The 18,089-nt window shown below is 70.6% G+C and carries 19 protein-coding genes; 10 read left to right on the forward strand and 9 right to left on the reverse strand.

Annotated features, from left to right (window positions below):
• The first annotated feature begins 72 nt into the window (after window positions 1–72).
• The 3 genes from ABZ833_RS34555 (at window position 73) to ABZ833_RS34565 (ending at window position 5,787) form a co-directional block, all read left to right on the forward strand.
• Window positions 73–1,572 (forward strand): ABC transporter permease, encoded by a 1,500-nt coding sequence (locus tag ABZ833_RS34555; protein ID WP_361055267.1) that lies wholly within the window; start codon window positions 73–75, stop codon window positions 1,570–1,572.
• A gap of 60 nt (window positions 1,573–1,632) precedes the next feature.
• Window positions 1,633–2,316 carry an ABC transporter ATP-binding protein gene (locus ABZ833_RS34560; RefSeq protein ID WP_361055270.1) on the forward strand — a complete coding sequence of 228 codons (684 nt, stop codon included), beginning with the start codon at window positions 1,633–1,635 and terminating at the stop codon, window positions 2,314–2,316.
• 129 nt (window positions 2,317–2,445) lie between these two features.
• Window positions 2,446–5,787, forward strand: a complete 3,342-nt coding sequence (locus ABZ833_RS34565; RefSeq protein WP_361055274.1) for a S8 family peptidase — start codon at window positions 2,446–2,448, stop codon at window positions 5,785–5,787.
• A gap of 40 nt (window positions 5,788–5,827) precedes the next feature.
• On the opposite strand, the gene ABZ833_RS34570 is transcribed toward ABZ833_RS34565, so the two are convergent.
• A complete protein-coding gene (locus ABZ833_RS34570; RefSeq protein ID WP_361055277.1) occupies window positions 5,828–6,199 on the reverse strand; it encodes a nuclear transport factor 2 family protein in 372 nt (123 codons plus the stop codon).
• A 49-nt stretch (window positions 6,200–6,248) separates the two neighbouring features.
• Here ABZ833_RS34570 and ABZ833_RS34575 point away from each other — a divergent pair, with 49 nt between their 5' ends.
• Both ABZ833_RS34575 and ABZ833_RS34580 read left to right on the forward strand, forming a co-directional pair.
• On the forward strand, window positions 6,249–6,656 hold the full coding sequence (locus ABZ833_RS34575; protein ID WP_361055280.1) for a helix-turn-helix domain-containing protein: 408 nt from the start codon (window positions 6,249–6,251) through the stop codon (window positions 6,654–6,656).
• Window positions 6,653–7,423, forward strand: a complete 771-nt coding sequence (locus ABZ833_RS34580) for an antibiotic biosynthesis monooxygenase (RefSeq protein ID WP_361055283.1) — start codon at window positions 6,653–6,655, stop codon at window positions 7,421–7,423. The genes ABZ833_RS34575 and ABZ833_RS34580 overlap by 4 nt, the downstream gene beginning before the upstream one ends.
• 42 nt (window positions 7,424–7,465) lie before the next feature.
• Here the strand turns inward: ABZ833_RS34580 and ABZ833_RS34585 are convergent, their stop codons facing one another.
• Window positions 7,466–8,383 (reverse strand): helix-turn-helix transcriptional regulator, encoded by a 918-nt coding sequence (locus ABZ833_RS34585; protein ID WP_361055286.1) that lies wholly within the window; start codon window positions 8,381–8,383, stop codon window positions 7,466–7,468.
• Window positions 8,384–8,501: 118 nt separating this feature from the next.
• Between ABZ833_RS34585 and ABZ833_RS34590 the strand changes: the two genes are divergently transcribed.
• Together ABZ833_RS34590 and ABZ833_RS34595 are read left to right on the forward strand one after the other, a co-directional pair.
• Complete coding sequence (locus tag ABZ833_RS34590) at window positions 8,502–9,557, forward strand: NAD(P)-dependent alcohol dehydrogenase (RefSeq protein ID WP_361055289.1); 1,056 nt, start codon at window positions 8,502–8,504, stop codon at window positions 9,555–9,557.
• A gap of 319 nt (window positions 9,558–9,876) precedes the next feature.
• Window positions 9,877–10,263 (forward strand): VOC family protein, encoded by a 387-nt coding sequence (locus ABZ833_RS34595; protein ID WP_361055292.1) that lies wholly within the window; start codon window positions 9,877–9,879, stop codon window positions 10,261–10,263.
• On the opposite strand, the gene ABZ833_RS34600 is transcribed toward ABZ833_RS34595, so the two are convergent.
• On the reverse strand, window positions 10,260–11,087 hold the full coding sequence (locus ABZ833_RS34600; RefSeq protein ID WP_361055295.1) for an alpha/beta fold hydrolase: 828 nt from the start codon (window positions 11,085–11,087) through the stop codon (window positions 10,260–10,262). The two genes, ABZ833_RS34595 and ABZ833_RS34600, sit on opposite strands and share 4 nt — an antisense overlap.
• A 43-nt stretch (window positions 11,088–11,130) precedes the next feature.
• Here ABZ833_RS34600 and ABZ833_RS34605 point away from each other — a divergent pair, with 43 nt between their 5' ends.
• Together ABZ833_RS34605 and ABZ833_RS34610 are read left to right on the forward strand one after the other, a co-directional pair.
• Window positions 11,131–12,045, forward strand: coding sequence for an aminoglycoside phosphotransferase family protein (locus ABZ833_RS34605; protein WP_361055298.1), 915 nt, complete (start codon window positions 11,131–11,133; stop codon window positions 12,043–12,045).
• Window positions 12,046–12,197: 152 nt separating this feature from the next.
• Complete coding sequence (locus tag ABZ833_RS34610) at window positions 12,198–12,554, forward strand: helix-turn-helix transcriptional regulator (protein ID WP_361055776.1); 357 nt, start codon at window positions 12,198–12,200, stop codon at window positions 12,552–12,554.
• A gap of 74 nt (window positions 12,555–12,628) precedes the next feature.
• Here ABZ833_RS34610 and ABZ833_RS34615 read toward each other — a convergent pair whose 3' ends face one another.
• The 4 genes from ABZ833_RS34615 to ABZ833_RS34630 all read right to left on the reverse strand — a co-directional run bounded on the left by ABZ833_RS34615 (window position 12,629) and on the right by ABZ833_RS34630 (window position 15,317).
• Window positions 12,629–13,240: an ATP-dependent Clp protease proteolytic subunit gene (locus tag ABZ833_RS34615; RefSeq protein ID WP_361055301.1), complete on the reverse strand. Its 612-nt coding sequence runs from the start codon at window positions 13,238–13,240 to the stop codon at window positions 12,629–12,631.
• Between the two features lie 4 nt (window positions 13,241–13,244).
• Window positions 13,245–13,904: an ATP-dependent Clp protease proteolytic subunit gene (locus tag ABZ833_RS34620; RefSeq protein WP_249588107.1), complete on the reverse strand. Its 660-nt coding sequence runs from the start codon at window positions 13,902–13,904 to the stop codon at window positions 13,245–13,247.
• Between the two features lie 152 nt (window positions 13,905–14,056).
• Complete coding sequence (locus ABZ833_RS34625; RefSeq protein ID WP_361055305.1) at window positions 14,057–14,689, reverse strand: AAA family ATPase; 633 nt, start codon at window positions 14,687–14,689, stop codon at window positions 14,057–14,059.
• Window positions 14,690–14,723: 34 nt separating this feature from the next.
• Complete coding sequence (locus ABZ833_RS34630) at window positions 14,724–15,317, reverse strand: hypothetical protein (RefSeq protein ID WP_361055308.1); 594 nt, start codon at window positions 15,315–15,317, stop codon at window positions 14,724–14,726.
• A 185-nt stretch (window positions 15,318–15,502) separates the two neighbouring features.
• Here ABZ833_RS34630 and ABZ833_RS34635 point away from each other — a divergent pair, with 185 nt between their 5' ends.
• The gene (locus ABZ833_RS34635) at window positions 15,503–16,024 is read left to right on the forward strand and encodes a hypothetical protein (protein ID WP_361055310.1); all 522 of its coding nucleotides are present in this window, start codon (window positions 15,503–15,505) and stop codon (window positions 16,022–16,024) included.
• Between the two features lie 13 nt (window positions 16,025–16,037).
• Here the strand turns inward: ABZ833_RS34635 and msrA are convergent, their stop codons facing one another.
• Both msrA and ABZ833_RS34645 read right to left on the reverse strand, forming a co-directional pair.
• Window positions 16,038–16,742 carry a peptide-methionine (S)-S-oxide reductase MsrA gene (msrA, locus tag ABZ833_RS34640; protein WP_361055313.1) on the reverse strand — a complete coding sequence of 235 codons (705 nt, stop codon included), beginning with the start codon at window positions 16,740–16,742 and terminating at the stop codon, window positions 16,038–16,040.
• 145 nt (window positions 16,743–16,887) lie between these two features.
• Window positions 16,888–18,006, reverse strand: a complete 1,119-nt coding sequence (locus ABZ833_RS34645) for a hypothetical protein (protein WP_361055316.1) — start codon at window positions 18,004–18,006, stop codon at window positions 16,888–16,890.
• Window positions 18,007–18,089 lie beyond the last annotated feature (83 nt).

Here is an 18,089-nt window from a genome sequence, read left to right on the forward strand (position 1 = left end):
CGTTCGGGCTTCTCATCCTTCTCTTATGCCGCCCTTATCCGTTCATCACGGTGCGTACTTAGCTTCACGCACATGTTCTTCACGTACCTGAGGCGCGAGCTGCGCCGCCGCAGAAAAGCGGCCCTCGTCGTGGCCTCCGGACTCGCTCTCGGCATCGCGCTGGTCATCGTCGTCAGCTCCGTGTCGTCCGGCATGAAGCAGGCGCAGGGCAAGGTCCTCGAGTCGCTCTACGGGCTCGGCACCGACATGACCGTCACCAAGGCGGCCACCCCGCCCAAGGAGGGGAGCGGCCAGAGCGGGCGCCCCCGCTTCAAGTTCGACGCCAAGGATTCAGACGACGAGGACGGCAAGGAGCAGAGCAGCGACCGCGTCATGGTGCAGGGCTTCCAGACGCTCTCCTCGTCCACCGTCGCCGAGGTGGGCGGCCAGAGTGGCGTCGCCGATGCCGTCGGCGGGCTGAGCCTCCAGGTCATGAAGGTCAACGGCCAGTTCGAGCGGGGCGAGTTCGAGCAGGCGCCCGGCGGCTCCACGGGCAAGGGGCAGCCGCCCGGCGGTGGCGGCGGCGACCAGCAGGAGGGGCGGGTGCGCGGCGGCGGCGCCGACTTCGACGTCGACTCCTACAGCGTCTACGGCACGGACGTCGGCAAGCTCGACCTGGGCCCGCTGACCTCGTCCAGGATCAGCAAGGGGCGTACGTTCACGGGGTCGGAGTCCGACGCCAAGGTGGCCGTCGCCGATGCCTCGTACGCCAAGGAGAAGAAGCTCTCCGTCGGTGACACCGTCACGATCTCGAGCACCAAGATCAAGGTCGTCGGCATCGCGACGCCCGACAGCGGGGACGCCGCGGCCAACCTCTACGTCCCGCTGGGGCGCGCGCAGACCCTCGCCGACTCGAAGAACAAGATCACGACCGTGTACGTCAAGGCCGCGGACTCGCAGCAGATCGACGCGGTCAAGAGCGCCATCCAGAAGAACATCTCCGGCACGACCGTGACCACGTCGGCCGATCTCGCCGACACCGTCTCCGGTTCGCTCTCCACCGCGTCCGACCTCGCATCCAGCGTCGGCAAGTGGCTGTCGGTCGCCGTGCTCGTCGCGGCGTTCCTGGTCGCGGGGCTCCTCACGTCGTCGGCCGTCAGCCGTCGCGTACGGGAGTTCGGCACCCTGAAGGCGCTCGGCTGGAAGAGCGGCCGTGTCACCCGGCAGGTCGTCGGAGAGGCGGTCGTCAACGGCCTGGTGGGCGGAGCGCTCGGCATCGCCGTCGGCCTCGGCGGGGCGTACGTGGTGACGGCGATCAGCCCCACCCTGACGGCGCAGCTCGGCTCGTCCGGCGGGCAGTCGGGCGGCGGCATGGGCGGCGGACCCGGCGGCGCGATGGGCGGCGGTCCCGGAGCCGCGCTGAGCGAGTCGGCCTCCAAGGCCCTGGACATCTCGCTGACCGCGCCGGTCAGCGCCACCACCATCGCGCTCGCCGTCGGCCTGGCCGTGGCCGGTGGTCTCATCGCGGGCGCCTTCGGCGGCTGGCGTGCCTCGCGGCTGCGGCCCGCGGACGCCCTGCGCCGCGTCGAGTAGGCGGCGCCGGCGACCACCGCGCACGCCGCCAACCCCCTTACGTATCGCAGGAGTCACACCATGTACCAGCTCAGAGGCGTCACCAAGCAGTACCGCAGGGGCAAGGAGACCGTCGACGCCCTCGCCGGAGTCGATCTGACCATCGGCGACGGTGACCGGCTCGTCATCCAGGGCCCGACGGGCGGCGGCAAGTCCACGCTCCTGCAGATGCTCGGCGGGCTCGACCGGCCGACGTCCGGCAGTGTCGAGCTCGACGGGGTCGATCTGGCCGCGCTGCCCGAGGCGCGGCTGACCAAGGTCCGCGCCGAGTCCATCGGCTTCGTCTTCCAGTCCTTCAACCTGATTCCCACGCTCAGCGCCGAGGAGAATGTCGAGACCGCGCTCGTCCCCCTCGGTCTGCGCGCCGCCGACCGCCGCGAACGCGCCGCCGACGCCCTGGAGTCGGTGGGACTCGGCGAGCGCCGCAGCCACCTGCCCGCCGAGCTCTCCGGAGGCCAGCAGCAGCGCGTCGCCATCGCCCGCGCCCTGGTCAAGCGGCCGAAGGTGCTGCTCGCCGACGAGCCGACCGGCAACCTCGACGAGTCCATGCGCGACGAGATCATGGAGCTGCTCGAAGGGCTCTGGAAGGAGCACGGCCTGACGTTCGTGATGGTCACGCACGACAGCGCGATCGCACGGAAGGCGCCGCGCCTCGCGACGATCCGGCGCGGGCAGATCAAGGTCACGGAGCGGGCCCATCAGTGACCAACTCATCACTTGTGACGCGCTATTGAACTTCTGACGCACTATTGAGCAGATGTTCGGCCCTGGGCAATACTTCCTCGTCCAGGGGCGGGAGCCCCTTGACCTCCAGGGGGAGACTTGCGCAGAAAAGTGAAGAGAGCCTACGGGGCCACGATCGCCACAGCGGCGGCCGTGGCCCTCGCCGCGGGCATGACCAGCCCGGCGTCGGCGGCGAAGCAGTCGCCGGACGCGACTCCGGCAGCCGCGCAGCAGGCGGGCCTCAACAGCGCCGAACAGACCACGCACCGCATCACGCTTGTCACCGGCGACCGCGTCACCGCCGACTCCAAGGGCCGCGTCACCCGCTTCGAGCGGGCGAAGGGGCGCGAGGGGATACCCGTCATGACCAAGCGCGTCGGCGGTCACACCCTCGTGATCCCGGCCGATGCCCAGCGCCTGATAGCCACCGGCAAGCTGGACCAGCGCCTGTTCGACATCACCGAGTTGGCCAAGAAGGACAACCGCAAGGCCCAGAAGAAGGGCCTCAAGCTGATCGTCGGCTACAAGGGGACGGCCGCCGGGGCCAGGTCCGACGTGCGCGCCGCGGGTGACACCACGGTCCGCAGGACCCTGAAGTCCCTGAACGCCGACGCCATCACCACCCCGAAGCAGGACGCGGGCGACCTGTGGTCCGCGCTCGTCGCCGAGAAGGGCGGGGCCACCGCGTCCGGCGTCAGCCGTGTCTGGCTGGACGGCGTCCGCAAGGCGAGCCTCGACAAGAGCGTGCCGCAGATCGGCGCCGACAAGGCGTGGGCCGCCGGGTTCGACGGCAAGGGCGTCAAGGTCGCCGTCCTGGACACCGGGGTCGACGCCACGCACGCCGACCTGTTGGACCAGGTCGTCGGCGCGAAGAACTTCACCCCGGCGGCCGACGCCACGGACCACTACGGCCACGGCACCCACGTCGCCTCCATCGCGGCCGGCACCGGCGCGAAGTCGGGCGGCAAGCTCAAGGGCGTGGCGCCCGGCGCCAAGCTCCTGAACGGCAAGGTCCTCGACGACACCGGCTCCGGTGACGACTCCGGGATCATCGCGGGCATGGACTGGGCGGCCGAACAGGGCGCCGACATCGTGAACCTGAGCCTCGGCGGCGGAGACACCCCCGGCGTCGACCCGCTCGAAGCCCAGGTCGACAAGCTCTCCGCGGACAAGGGCATCCTCTTCGCGATCGCCGCGGGCAACGACGGAGCGCCCGGCAGCGTCGGCTCCCCGGGCAGCGCGGACGCGGCCCTGACGGTCGGCGCGGTCGACGACAACGACAAGCTCGCCGAGTTCTCCAGCCAGGGCCCGCGCGTCGGCGACGGTGCCATCAAGCCCGACGTCACCGCCCCCGGCGTGGACATCACCGCCGCCGCGGCCCCCGGCAGCGTCATCGACCAGGAGGTCGGCCAGAAGCCCGAGGGCTATCTGACGATCTCCGGCACGTCGATGGCGACCCCGCACGTGGCGGGCGCCGCCGCGCTGCTCAAGCAGCAGCACCCGGACTGGAAGTACGCCGAGCTCAAGGGCGCGCTGACCGCGTCCACGAAGGACGGCAAGTACACGCCGTTCCAGCAGGGTTCGGGACGCATCGCCGTCGACAAGGCCATCAAGCAGTCGGTGATCGCCGAGCCGGTCTCCCTCTCCTTCGAGGCGCAGCAGTGGCCGCACACCGACGACAAGCCGGTCACGAAGAAGGTGACGTACAAGAACCTCGGCAAGGAGGACGTCACCCTCGACCTGGCGGTGACGGGCCTGAACCCCAAGGGCGCCCCGGCACCCGCGGGCTTCTTCAAGCTCGGTGCGAAGAGCGTGAAGGTCCCGGCGGGCGGCACGGCTGCGGTCGACCTGACCACCGACACCAAGCTCGGCGGCACGGTCGACGGCGCGTACTCGGCGTACGTCGTGGCGAGCGGCGGCGGGCAGTCCGTGCGCACGGCGGCCGCGGTCGAGCGCGAGGTCGAGTCGTACGAGCTGACGCTGAAGCACATCGGCCGTGACGGACAGGCCCCGAAGTACTACGACAGCGACCTGGAGGGTGTCTCCGGCCTCGCCGCGGACAAGTCCTTCAACCCGTACGACGCGTCCGGCACAGTCAAGATCCGTGTCCCCAAGGGCGGTTACCTGCTCAACACCAGCATGTACGCCGACCCGGCCGACTTCACCAAGGGCGCCGACTGGATCGCCCAGCCGAAGCTGAGCATCACCAAGGACACCACGGTGACGCTGGACGCCCGGACGGCGAAGCCGGTCGACATCACGGTCCCGTCGGCCGACGCCAAGTCGTTCTTCGCGTCCCCCGACTACACGGTCGACGTGGCGGGCGGCAGCTACACCTTCGGATGGTGGCTCGACTCGTACACCGACTTCCGCACCGCTCACCTGGGCCCGCAGGTCACCGACGGCTCGCTGCACCAGCAGTGGGACGGGCACTGGACCAAGGGTGAGGACGCCGAGTACGACACCGTGCTCGGCGGCAAGGTCAAGCAGGTCGCCACGGGCTACACCAAGCACTTCAAGGCGTCCGAACTGGCCACGGTGAAGGTGAACCTGGGCGCGTCGGCCAAGGGGAAGAAGGGCACGATCGGCGCCCTGGGGTACCTCCCCGGCAGCTCGGGCGGCTCCTCGATCAACATTCCGCAGCCGCTGCCCGGCACCCGGACGCTGTATCTGTCCACGGCCGACGACGTGAAGTGGGGCCTGAACTTCGAGCAGCACGCCGGGGTCGACCCGGACGGCTGGCCGATCCAGGACGCGGGCTACTCGCTGGGCGCCGCGCAGACGTTCGCGGGGGGCAAGAGCTACGAGAAGACGTTCAACACGGCCGTCTTCGGGCCGCGCATCGGCGGCGAGTACGGCGTCTTCCGGCAGGGCAACGAGATCGCGGGCTCCCTGCCGCTGTTCGCCGACGGCAAGACGCACTCGGGCTCCTCGCTCTACTCGTCGGTGAAGACGACCCTCTACAAGGGCGCCACCAAGATCGGCGAGAACGAGGACCCGCTGGCCGGCGGCTCCACGTTCAAGGTCCCCGCGGCCGAGGCCGAGTACAAGCTGTCGACGTCCGTGAAGCGCAGCGTCAAGGTGGCTGCGGCCTCCACCCGCATCGACGCGAGCTGGACGTTCCGCTCCAAGAAGGCCGAGAGCGCGAAGCTGCCGGTCTCCACGGCACGGTTCGCCCCCGCGGTCGACCTGAGCAGCAGGGTCAAGGCGGGCGAGACCCAGTCCGTGCCGGTCACGGTGCTCGGCGCGGCGGCGGGCGCGAACCTCAAGTCCCTTGCCACGTACGTGTCGTACGACTACGGCCAGACCTGGAAGAAGGCCACCGTCAGCGGCGGCAAGATCAAGGTCAAGAACCCGGCCGCGGGCAAGGGGATCTCCTTCCACGCCAAGATCGCGGACAAGAAGGGGAACAAGTCGACGCTGTCGGTCTACAACGCGTACTACGGCAAGTAGCGCGTACGACGGCACATGAGCCAGCCGCACCACGCGCTGGCTAAGCAGGAACCGCGGCGCCGAAGGGACTGTCGATCACGTATCGCCAGTACCCGTCGGCGCCGCGGCGTGCCACGTCCGTGGCGGTGGACTTCACGACGCCCTCGATCTCCCAGTCGACGACGAGCAGCGCGATGTCGCCGGACACGTGCACATGGCGCGGGCGTACGGAGATGGGCAGCCCGATCGCGAGGAACGGGCCGTTCTCCTTCGCGATCTCCACGAGCCCGTGCACCGCGTCCCCCGACTCCGGCACGAAGGCGGCACCCTCCTCGTACAGTTCGTGCACGGCCCCCGGATCGCCGCTGTTGAACCGCTCGGCGAAGGCCGCGGGAACGTCCTCGGCACGGGTGGGAAGAGCTGTCGTCGCCATGTGTAACCCTCCTGGGGTGGTCCTTTCGGCAACAGTAGGAGGCGGCTTCGTGACTCACCGAACGGTAAGCCAGGGGGTGGGACAGGGGCTCCCGGACGACCCCAGGGCCCGCGTCGCCGCGCCGAGCCCCGGCTGCCCCGTGGAGATCACCCTCGCCGCGCTGCGCGGCCGCTGGACCACCTTGATCGTCCGCGAGCTGCTGCGGGCCGACTCCTACGCGTACAGCGAACTGGCCTCCACCTTGCCGGAGTTGTCGGACAAGGTGCTCACAGAGCGGCTCGCCCAGCTGGTCGCAGCAGGCGTCGTCCTGCGCACCAGGACGCCCGGCTGGCCCCCCACGGTCACCTACGAACTCACCCCCCACGGGAAAGAACTCGGCCCGGTCCTGCAAGCGCTGTGGGACTGGGGAGCACGCGTGCCGGCACCACCCGTCCCACAGGAAGCCGACGTCACATGACCGCCCACACCGTCGAGTACATCCGCTACCGCATCCCGTCCGAGCGCTCCGCGGAGTTCCTCTCCGCGTACACGCGCGCCGCCGTCCCCCTGGCCGCGGCCCCGCAGTGCATCGACTACGAACTCACCCGCTGCGAAGAGGACTTCGAGCACTTCGTCCTGCGCATCACCTGGACCTCCACCAAGGACCACCTGGAGGGATTCCGCGGCTCTGAGCTCTTCCGCGACTTCTTCGCGGAGATCCGGCCCTACGTCGAGAACATCGAGGAGATGCGCCACTACACGCCCACCACCGTGCGCGGCACGGGCGCCTCGACGCCGACCCTGTACGCGTGGGCGGGCGGCGAGGAGAGCTTCGAGCGCCTGACGGAGATCTTCTACGAGAAGGTGCTCAAGGACGACCTCCTCGCCCCGCTCTTCGAGGGCCTGCCCGTCGAGCACGCCCTGCACGTCGCCCAGTGGCTCGGCGAGGTCTTCGGCGGCCCGGCCACGTACTCGCAGGAGCACGGCGGGCACTCCCAGATGGTCGGCAAGCACCTCGGCAAGGGCATCACCGAGCCGCAGCGCCGCCGCTGGGTCAACCTGATGCAGGACGCGGCGGACGACGCGGGGCTTCCCACGGATGCCGAGTTCCGCTCCGCCTTCCTCGCCTACGTCGAGTGGGGCACACGGCTCGCGGTCTACTTCTCGGGCCCGGACGCCGACCGCCCGGCCGAGCAGCCGGTGCCGCTGTGGAACTGGGGCGCGGCGCCTCCCTACCAGCCGTGACGACCGCGGCGCCGGGTGGTGCGTGGCGCGTGGTGCGTGGTGCTACTTCCCGGCGCCCGACGCGCCGGTGCGCGTCGCGTCCGCTCCCCAGCTGGCGAGCAGCCGCAGCGCTTCGGCCGACGCCGAGTCCGGCTCCGCGTGGTACGTCACCAGTGACTGATCGTGATCGTCGGGCAGCCGCAGCGTTTCGAACGACAGGGTGAGATCGCCCACCAGGGAGTGGTGCAGGCGCTTGACGCCGTGGCCCTTCTCCCGCACGTCGTGCGTGGCCCACAGGCTGCGGAACTCCTCGCTCTTCACGGAGAGCTCGCCGACCAGGGCCGAGAGCGCCGGGTCGTTCGGATAGCAGCCCGCGTCCATCCGCAGGAAGCTCACCAGGTCGGACGCCTTCTGCTCCCAGTCCCGGAACAGCACGTGGGACTCGGGGTGCAGGAAGCAGATCCGCGCCCAGTTCCGCTCCTCGGGCGGCAGCGCGCCCCAGTCGCCGAAGAGCGCGGCGGCCATGCGGTTCCAGCCGAGGATGTCCGAGCGGCGGCCGACCACGTAGGCGGGGACGCCGTCCATCGCGTCCATGAGCTGGAGCAGCGCGGGCCGCATGCGCTGCGGGCGGGCCGCGCGCTTCTTCTTGTGCTGCTTGGGCTTGGCCAGGTGCGTCAGATGGGCGTGCTCGGCGTCCGTGAGCCGCAGGGCGCGCGCGATCGCGTCCAGGACCTCGCCCGAGACATTGCGGCCGTTGCCCTGCTCAAGGCGTGTGTAGTACGCCACGGAGACGCCCGCGAGCTGCGCGAGCTCCTCGCGGCGGAGCCCCGGCACCCGCCGGTGGCGCCCGAAGTTCGGCAGGCCGACGTCCTCCGGCTGGAGCCGGGCCCTGCGGGTGCGCAGGAACTCGCTGAGCTCGGCGCGGCCGTCGAGCGGCTCGGGTGCGGGGATGGGCTGGGGCTGCCCGGCGTCGGCGTTCATGTATTCCAGTATCCGGGCTCGCAGGCGTACGAGCCTGTCCCCACCAGTAGTAGGACCACTGGACGTACGCAAAGCTGTGACCTGGGTAGATGTCCGCGAGGCTGGCACGGTTGACGACATGACCGCACAGACAAGCACCACCGTTTCCGCCTACGCCGCCCCGTCCGCCAAGGCCCCCCTGGAGCGGACCACCGTCCCGCGCCGCCCGGTGGGCGTGTCCGACGTACTGATCGACATCAAGTACGCCGGCATCTGTCACTCGGACATCCACCAGGCTCGCGACGGCTGGGGCGAAGGCATCTTCCCGATGGTCCCGGGCCACGAGATCGCCGGTGTCGTCACCGAGGTCGGCTCCGCCGTCACCAAGTTCGCCGTCGGCGACCGCGTCGGCGTCGGCTGCATGGTCGACTCCTGCCGCGAGTGCGAGAACTGCAAGGCGGGCCTCGAGCAGTACTGCCTCAAGGGCAACGTGCCGACGTACAACGGCCTCGGCAAGGACGGCGAGCCGACCTACGGCGGCTACTCCACGCACGTGGTCGTCGACGAGGCCTTCACCGTCCGCATCCCCGACGGGCTCTCCCTGGACGTCGCCGCGCCGCTCCTGTGCGCGGGCATCACCACGTACTCCCCGCTCCACCGCTGGAACGCGGGCCCCGGCAAGAAGATCGCCGTCGTGGGCCTTGGCGGTCTCGGCCACATGGCCGTCAAGATCGCACACGCCATGGGCGCAGAGGTGACCGTCCTCTCGCAGTCCCTGCGCAAGAAGGACGACGGCCTGCGCCTGGGCGCCGACCACTACTACGCGACCAGCGACGACGCGACCTTCGAGCAGCTGACCGGCTCCTTCGACCTGATCCTCTCGACGGTCTCCGCGCCGCTGCCGCTGGACAAGTACCTGGGCCTGCTCCGCTCGGAGGGTGCCTTCGTGAACGTCGGCGCCCCCGAGGAGCCGGTCTCGCTCAACCTGTTCTCCGTGATCGGCGGCGGCAAGACCCTCGCGGGTTCCATGATCGGCGGCATCCAGGAGACCCAGGAGATGCTGGACTTCTGCGCCGAGCACAACCTGGGCTCGGAGATCGAGGTGATCGACGCCGCGCAGATCAACGAGGCGTACGAGCGCGTCCTCGCCAGCGACGTGCGCTACCGCTTCGTGATCGACACGGCCACGATCTGACCGTCACGCCCCCTGGCTCCGGCCGGGCGTGAGAACCAGGACGCAACCGCCGCCCTGCTGACCCGCCGCGGTCAGCAGGGCGGCGTCGTAGGTCAGCGACCCGCCGTCGAGCACCGCCCGGCCCCGGACGGCCGCCAGGCCCCGCCGGGCGTGGCCTGAACTCGACTCGGCCCGCGGCCCTAGGCCGCATTGCGCAGCCGGTGGGGGGCCGTGTGACCGATGCCGGGAGCGTGGCCCGTGCCTAGTGTGGTGGGCGTCAACACGGCCCTTCCGACGCAGCGGTCGGACGTCGGAAGCAGACGCAGGAAGAGGTCGCACGATGACCATCCAGCTCAACCACACCATCGTCGCCGCGCGGGACAGCAAGGCGTCCGCACAGTTCCTCGCCGACATCCTGGGCCTTGAAGTGGGCCCCCAGTACGGCCCGTTCTCCCCGGTCGAGATCCCCAACGGGGTCACGCTCGACTACCTGGAGAGCGACGGCGGGCCGATCACCCCGCAGCACTACGCCTTCCTGGTCTCCGAGGACGAGTTCGACGCCATCTTCGGCCGCATCAAGGACGCGGGCCTCACCTACTGGGCCGACCCGCACCACAAGATCGTCAACGAGATCAACACCAACGACGGCGGCCGGGGCGCCTATTGGGACGACCCGAACGGCCACGCCCTGGAGATCCTGACGAGGCCGTACGGCAGCGGGTCCTAGGCCCCTTCCGCCGTCTCCCGGGCTGCTTCCTGTGCTGTTTCCTCCGCAAGGAAGTCGAGCACGAGCGGGGTGGCGACCTCCGCGAACTCCTCGAAGTACGCATGGCGCGCACCGGAGATGAGCCGCATCCGGGCCCCGGGGATGCGCTCCGCGAGCAGAGGCGCGTTGGCGGTCGGGTTGAACACGTCGTCGGTGCCGTGCACGACGAGGGTCGGCGCCGTGATCCGCACCAGCGCGTCCCAGGCGTCGTGCCGGGCGCTGGCCCGCAGATGGCGGCGCCGCGCGTGCGCGGGCATGTCCGGATCGCCGAGGGTGTGGAACACCGGGTGCGCCCCCTGCCGGGCGATCCAGCCCGGGGTGTACATCAGCTCCTTCAGGGCGCGGTGCGCCGCCGCGGCATCGGGCTGGCTGAGGGCGGCCCGCACCTCGGGCCCGCGCTCGATGCCGTGCGGCGCCCCCGGTGACGTACAGCCGAGGACGAGCCGGTCGACCCGCTCCGGATGATCGGCGGCGATCCACTGGGCCACGCGCCCGCCCATCGACGTGCCGTACACGTGGGCGCGGTCGATCCCCGCGTGGTCGAGCACGGCGACGACGTCGCGGGCGAAGCCGGGGGTGCTGTAGCTGTCGGTCTCGGGGTGGCCGCTCTCGCCGGTGCCGCGCCAGTCGACGACGACGGTCCGGTAGGCGGCGGCGAAGTCGTCGCGCACCGGGTCCCACCAGCGGCGGCTGTTGGACTGCCCGCCGAGCAGGACGAGAGGGCGGCCTGAGCCGTGGACCTCGTAGTGCAGGGCGGTTCCGTCGGCGGCTTCAGCGAGGGGCATGGGGTGAACCGTAGCCACATGCCGTCCTCGCTAGGGTGCCGGGATGATCGGGACACCCATCCAGGTACCAGAGGACTTCGCGCGCGGCACGGTCCAGCGGGAGGGCGAGCGGGGCCGGGCCTGGCTCGCGACGCTGCCCGAGCTGGCCGAAGAGCTGCTGCGGCGCTGGGACTGCGAGCCGGCGGAAGCGGTCACGCACGGGCAGGTCGGCATCGTCGTCCCCGTGAGACGGCGGTACGACGCGACGCCCGCCGTCCTGAAGATCTCCTTCCCGCACCCCGGCAACGTGCACGAGCCCGACGCCTTCGCGGTGTGGTCGGGCCGGGGCGCGGTCCGCCTGCTCGAACGGGACGACGAGCGGTTCGCGATGCTGCTCGAGCGGGCGGGGGCGGGTTCGCTCGCCGACGTGGAGGACACCGACGAGGCGGTGACCGTGGCCGGGCGCCTGGCACGCCGCCTCGCCGTGCCCGCGCCCGACGGGCTGCCGCGGATGAGCTCGCTCGTGGCCGAGTGGGAGTGCGAACTGCGGGACGAGGAGCGGGAGTTGGGTTCGCCGTTGCCCGCCCGCGTGGTGGCCGCGGCGATCGGGACCGTACGCGAACTGGGCGCCGACCAGCCCGACACCCTGATCCACGGCGACCTGCACTTCACCAACGTACTGAGGTCGGAACGCGAACCCTGGCTCGCCATCGACCCCAAGGGCTATGTCGGGGACCCGGCGTACGACTCGATCACGCTGCTCCGCACCCGCTTCGAGCCCCTGCTCACCGCCCCCGACCCGAAGGCGGCGGCCCTGCGGCGCCTGGCCGTCTTCGCCGACGCGGCGGAGGTCGACCGCGAGCGGGCCCGGAGATGGGCGCAGGCGCGGGCGGTGACGGCGGCGCACTGGGGGCTGCGGCACGGGGATCCGGCGTGGGTGATCAAAGCGACGGAGGCGTTGGCGGAGGCGCTGACGTGAGGTGTTCGCCGGGGGCGGAACGCTGATCGCTGCCCCACAGGCCGTGCGGCTCCTACCCTGAAAGGGTGAGCAGCCACGAGCGGTACCACGAGCCGGAGCAGGCCCCGCAGACCGAGCGGCAGGCCCGCGTCATCCCGTTGCGCCCGCGCTCGGTGCGCACAACTCCCGTGGCACCGGTGTCGCCTGTGTCGCCCGCGTCAGCGTCGAAGCCGAAGGAGCCGCTGTGGCGGGACGTGGTCGGTGACGTGCTGCGCCGCGAGCGTCAGGCTCAGGAGCGGACGCTCAAGGACGTGGCGGAGGCGGCCCGCATCTCGATGCCGTACCTCTCCGAGCTGGAGCGGGGCCGCAAGGAGGCTTCGTCCGAAGTCCTCGCGGCCGGCGCCCGAGCGCTCGGCCTGAGCCTGGCGGACCTGCTCTCCCTGGCCCAGACCGAGTTGACCCGCCAGGCGAGTGTCTCCCTGGCACAGCCGACGCGACCGCGCCAGGGAGACATCCGCCTGGCGGCGTGAACGCTCCTCGGGCGCGGTGCGGTGCGGTGCGGTGCGGTGCGGTGCGGTGCGGTGCGCTGCGCTTGGCTTGCGGTTCAGGCCGCGGCGGCGGCGAGCATGCGCCGGCTGAGCACCTCGTCGGCGAGCCCGTACGCCACCGCGTCCTCGGCGGTGAACACCTTGTCGCGGTCCATGTCCGCGCGCAGCGTGGCGACATCGTGCCCCGAGTGCCGGGACAGCACCTCCTCCACCTGCGAGCGGATCCGCACCATCTCCTTGGCCTGGAGGGTGAGGTCGGAGACCGTGCCCTGCTGCCCGCCGCTCGCGGGCTGCCCGAGCAGCACGCGCGAATGCTCCAGCACGAACCGCCGCCCGGGGTCGCCCCCGGCGAGGAGCACGGCGGCGGTGGATGCGGCCTGCCCGACACAGACCGTCGAGATGGGCGCGCTGATGAAGCTCATGGTGTCGTAGATGGCCATGAGTGAAGTGAAGGATCCACCGGGCGAGTTGATGTAGATGGAGACCTCGCGCTCGGAGTTCGAGGACTCCAGATGAAGCAACTGCGCGATGACGACATTGGCCACGCCGTCGTCGATCTCGGTGCCGAGGAAGATGATCCGCTCCGAGAGGAGCCTGCTGTAGATGTCGTAGGCGCGCTCGCCCTGCGGAGTGCGCTCGACGACGGTCGGAATCGTGTACTGGCTCATGTCCTCAGACCCCCAGTCCCATCCGCGGCTTGGACGCCGCGGGCCGCACGTCCGCGAGCGAATCAAGCACGCGGTCGACCATCCCGTACTCCTTGGCCTGCTCGGCGGTGAACCACCGGTCACGGTCGCCGTCACGCGAGATGGTCTCCTGCGACTGCCCGGTGTGCTCGGCGGTGATCCGCTCGACGGACTTCTTCGTGAACTCCAGGTTCTCGGCCTGGATCGCGATGTCGGCGGTGGTCCCGCCGATGCCTGCGGAGGGCTGGTGCATCATGATCCGCGCGTTGGGCAGCGCGAAACGCTTCCCCGCGGTCCCGACGGTGAGCAGGAACTGCCCCATGCTGGCGGCGAACCCCATGGCAAGGGTCGACACGTCGTTCGGGATCAGCCGCATCGTGTCGTAGATGGCGAGCCCGGCGGTGACGGAACCGCCGGGGCTGTTGATGTAGAGGCTGATGTCGGTCCGCGGGTCCCCGGCGGAGAGCAGCAGCATCTGCGCGCACACACGATTCGCGGACACTTCGTCGACCTGCGTCCCGAGGAAGATGATGCGCTGGTCGAGGAGTTGGGCGGCGAGATGGTCGTCGAAGCGAGTGGCGGGCGTCTCGCCCTCGGAGGCGCGGGGCACGAGGGCGGGGTCCCAGCCATGGCCGAGTGGTGGCATCGTTCGTCCTCCTGACGGTGGGGGCGGCACTCCTGCCGGCCGCACCCCGGTCCCACCACCATCGACGGCCCGCCTCCGCCAGGTAAGGGTTCTTGGCCTGTGGCAGATTCGCTGACGGCAGAGGGGGGGGCGGAGCCCGCCGCCTGTGCCGGTCAGTCGAAGCGGATGTGCCTCGCCCCGGTCCAGGCGCGGCGCAGGCGGCCGGTCAGGGGGTGGTCCGTGTTCGGGGTCAGTGTCAGGTCCGACGCGGCCGCGATGTGGTCGGCGACCTGGGGGATCGTGAGGTGGTCGGTCCGCAGCTGTTCGGCGAACTCCGGCTCGCGCAGGCGCTCCAGGCACAGGTCGAGCTTCGACACGGCGAAGCTCTCGCGGCGCAGCGGGGCGCTCTTGCCGGCCACCGCGCGCACCGCGTGTCCGAAGCCGCGCTCGCGCAGGCGTCGCAGGACGGTGCGGCGGTCGGCGAGGAGCGCGAAGTGGCGTACGTCGTGCCCGCGTTCACGCAGGCGACCGACGGTCTCCCGGAAGTAGGCGGGCTCCACGACGGCCATCGGCACGATCACCGTCCCGCCGTGCTTCGTCAGGGCCAGGTCAAGGACTTCGTACACACCTTGCCGCCAGGCCGGCAGATCCTGGAAGTCCCCGCGCAGGGGCGGCGGCATCATGCGGTGCAGCCCGAAACCGACGTGCTCCGGATCGCAGACGACACTGCCGGGAAGCCGCCGCCGGATCTCGTGCGCGGTCTGCGTCTTGCCGCCTCCGAAGGGGCCGTTGATCCACAGAAGCATGGGCAGAGCGTACGAGGTCGCAGAGCGTACGAGGTCAGAGTCCGCCAGGGTGGCTCGACAGCCAGTCGGTGTGGAGGCCGCGGAGACGGTCGCGCTCCTCGGGGGTGGTGTGGATGACGTCCGCGCCACCGTCGTAGGGATGGTGGATGCGCCGAAGCTCCGTGTCGGCGACGAAGACCTCCCCGAGCAGCTCGTCCGCGACGGCACGCAGCAGCGGGTCGACACAGCCGCGTTCCCAGGGGCGCCGGTCGGCGTACAGGTGGGTGTCGGTGTGGAATTCGGGTTCCGGGTCGTCGTGATCCTGCCGGGTCCACCAGCGGACCCCGACGGGGTGCAGCACCGCGCGCTCGGCCGGGATGCAGGTCCCGTCCGATGCGGCGGCCCAGTCCATGGTCACCACGAACACGTCCGTCCCCGCGAAGAGTTCGTCGAGGACGGTGTTGTGCCGGTCAAGGACTGTCGCGTACTCGGCCTCTGTCTCCGGATAGCGCTTCGATCCTGGAAGGCTGTGAAAGCGCACCCAGCGGTCGGCGTACGCGGCGCGGAACGTGTGTGCGAGGGGCTCGCACCCCGGATGCAGGTCGTGCCACAGCGCTGCCAGGGGGTGGGAGCTCGCCTCGATGTCCATCGCTCGGGAGCGTACCCGCCTCCCTCTCGGCCCTCGGAACTCGGACCTCGGCCCCCTCGGATGCCGGCCGTTCTCAAATCTTGCTCAGAAGATCCGCGGGCAGGCCGTCGAGGCGGCGGAAGCGGCATAGATTCCTCCCCGACCCGCCTGACCAGGCGAAAAGTGAAAACGTAGGGGGAAATCACATGCGACGACGGGACGTGGGCCAAGCTCTGACCCTCTGCGCGGCACTGCTGTCCGCCGCCCTTGTCACCGGCTGTACCAGTGGTTCAGAGGGGGCGGACGGCGTCGAGGCATCGACGGGACCGGAACGGCAGAAGAAGAGCGAGTCCCCCTCGACACCCCCCTCAACAGCCCACGACGAACGCAGGCTTGGTGAGCAGGCCGAGAGGGCGGTGGGTGCGGAAGCGATCGACGACAGCGACCCGCTCTTCGTCGAGTCCGGCCTCGAACGCGTCGGCGACGGAATCCACACCGAATCGGAACTCCCGCAAGGACGTTCCTTCGAGCTGTCCGTCGCCTGCGCCGGGAAGGGGGAGATCACCCTCTCCGTAGGCCCGAAGAAGCCCGTCAGTCAGACCGTGGACTGCGACGGCGTCCCCGTCCTCCACCGCGTCACTGACCCGCCCGGTCGGCTCAGGATCGACACGGAGAGCAGGTCCGGAGCCGCCGGGATGGTGGCCTGGCGCCTCGCCGAGGCCGAGTGATGCGGGCGGCGTGTCACTCCGCCGTGGGCGCCGGAGCGATTCCCGTCGGGCAGGCCCGCCCCCAGTTCGTCTCCGAGGGGCTGTCCAGCTGCAGGCCCGTGCCGCCGATTCCGCAGTAGCCGTCAGGGTTTTTGTCCAAGTACTGCTGGTGATATCCCTCGGCGGGCCAGAAGGGGCGGGGCGCCGCCGGGAGGATGGTGGTCGTGATCTCGCCGTGCGCCGCCGAGGTGAGCACCTGCTGGTACGCGTCGCGTGACGCCACCGCCCCCGCCTCCTGGTCGGCGGAGTGGGTGTAGATCGCCGAGCGGTACTGCGTGCCCACGTCGTTGCCCTGGCGGAAGCCCTGCGTGGGGTTGTGCGACTCCCAGAAGAGCTTCAGGAGCGCGGCGTACGAGACGCGGCTGGGGTCGAAGACCACGCGGACCACTTCCGCGTGCCCCGTCAGGCCCGAGCAGACCTCCTCGTACGAGGGGTTCTCCGTGGACCCGCCCTGGTAGCCGACGTACGTCGTCCAGACGCCTTCCGTCTGCCAGAACTTGCGCTCCGCCCCCCAGAAGCAGCCGAGCCCGAAGTCCGCGATCTCCAGGCCGTCGGGGTACGGGCCGAGGAGGGGGTTGCCGAGGACCGTGTGGCGGGACGGGACCTCGAATTCGGGGGTCGCGCGGCCCTTCAGGGCCTGCTCGGGGGTGGGGAGCTCGGGCGTACGGCCGAAGAGCATCGGGCTGTCCTCCAGAAACGGGGCGGGCGGGGCGTGCGGTGCATGCGGGGTGGGCGTACGTGTGTGGCTGCGTACGCGGCGGCGGCTACTGGGTCAACGTGTTCCGGGAGGGCCGCATTCCTCGGGCCGCCCCTCTCACCGTCCCTCAGTGCGACAGCGTCGCCGGGCTGCCGCCGTTCGCCTCGTACCCCGCGACCGCGAGCGCGCGGTACACCGCGTAGTCCGCGGCAGGGTCGGAGGACACCGTCCAGGGCAGGGCGCCCACGTGGCCGTCCACGTGGATCAGCTGGTCCATCGCCTCCGCCCAGCGCTCGCTGCGGACCAGGAAGAAGATCAGGAGGTGCCGGACGTGCGCCAGCATCGGGTCGTCCGGGCGGGCCGAGTGCACCGCGTAGAGCGCGCCCCCGACCGCCTTCGTGACGACCTCGCTCTCGTAGAAACCACGGACGAGATTCACCTCGGGCAGGTGCTCGTACACCGCGAAGAGCGGGAGCGCGGAGAGGAGCGAGCCCTTGGGGGCGCGGGCCGCCGCGGCCTCCGCGAAGTCGTGCGCGAGGTCGCGCGAGCCGTGCCACTTCTCGCACCAGTAGTGCAGGGCCGCCAGGTGCGCCCCCATGTGCGCGGGTGCGCGGTCCAGGATCTTCAGCCACAGCTGCTCGAACTCCTCGCGCGGGTACGCGAGACCGCGGGCGATGGAGAGCTCGATGATGTACGGGACGGGGTCACCGGGGGAGAGCAGCGCCGCCTGCGCGCACGCCTCCTTCGCCTCCTCCAGGATGATCCGGAACTCGTCCGTCCCGGACTGCGACGACCGCCAGGCCTGCTGGACCAGGAACTCCGCGTGCACCGCGGCGCCGCCCGCGTCCTTGGGCGCCTCGGCACGCCACACCCGCAGCCACTGCCCGCCGGGCTGGTCGCTGACCCCGCCGGGACGCCGCTGCAGCTCCAGGGAAGCCGCGCCCGCGAACGCCTGCACACGCTGCCAGCGCACCTCGCCGTGCACCTCCGTGCCCGCGAGCAGCTGCGACGCGGCCTTCCAGCTCTGCGACTGCTGGACCACGTCAAGGACGTCCATGAGGTCGTGATCAGGCCCCGGCATGCGGATGTCCAGCTCCTCCTGACGCGCGAAGCCGTAGTTCGCCGGGTCCGCGGCGTCCGGTGAACCGGGGGCGACCTGGCGGATTCCGCCGCGCCTGCGCAGCAGGAACGGGCCCAGAACCGCCCCAATCATGATCACTGCCATCAGCGCCCAGAGAATCTCCATGACTCAAGCGAACCAGACGGGTCTGACACTTGGCGAACCCGTCTCGAACTCGTCAGCCCTCTCCCCGTCCAGGACTAGGCTCT

Origin of the sequence: Streptomyces sp. NPDC047525 (assembly GCF_040643025.1) — a bacterium.
GTDB classification, from domain to species: domain Bacteria; phylum Actinomycetota; class Actinomycetes; order Streptomycetales; family Streptomycetaceae; genus Streptomyces; species Streptomyces durmitorensis.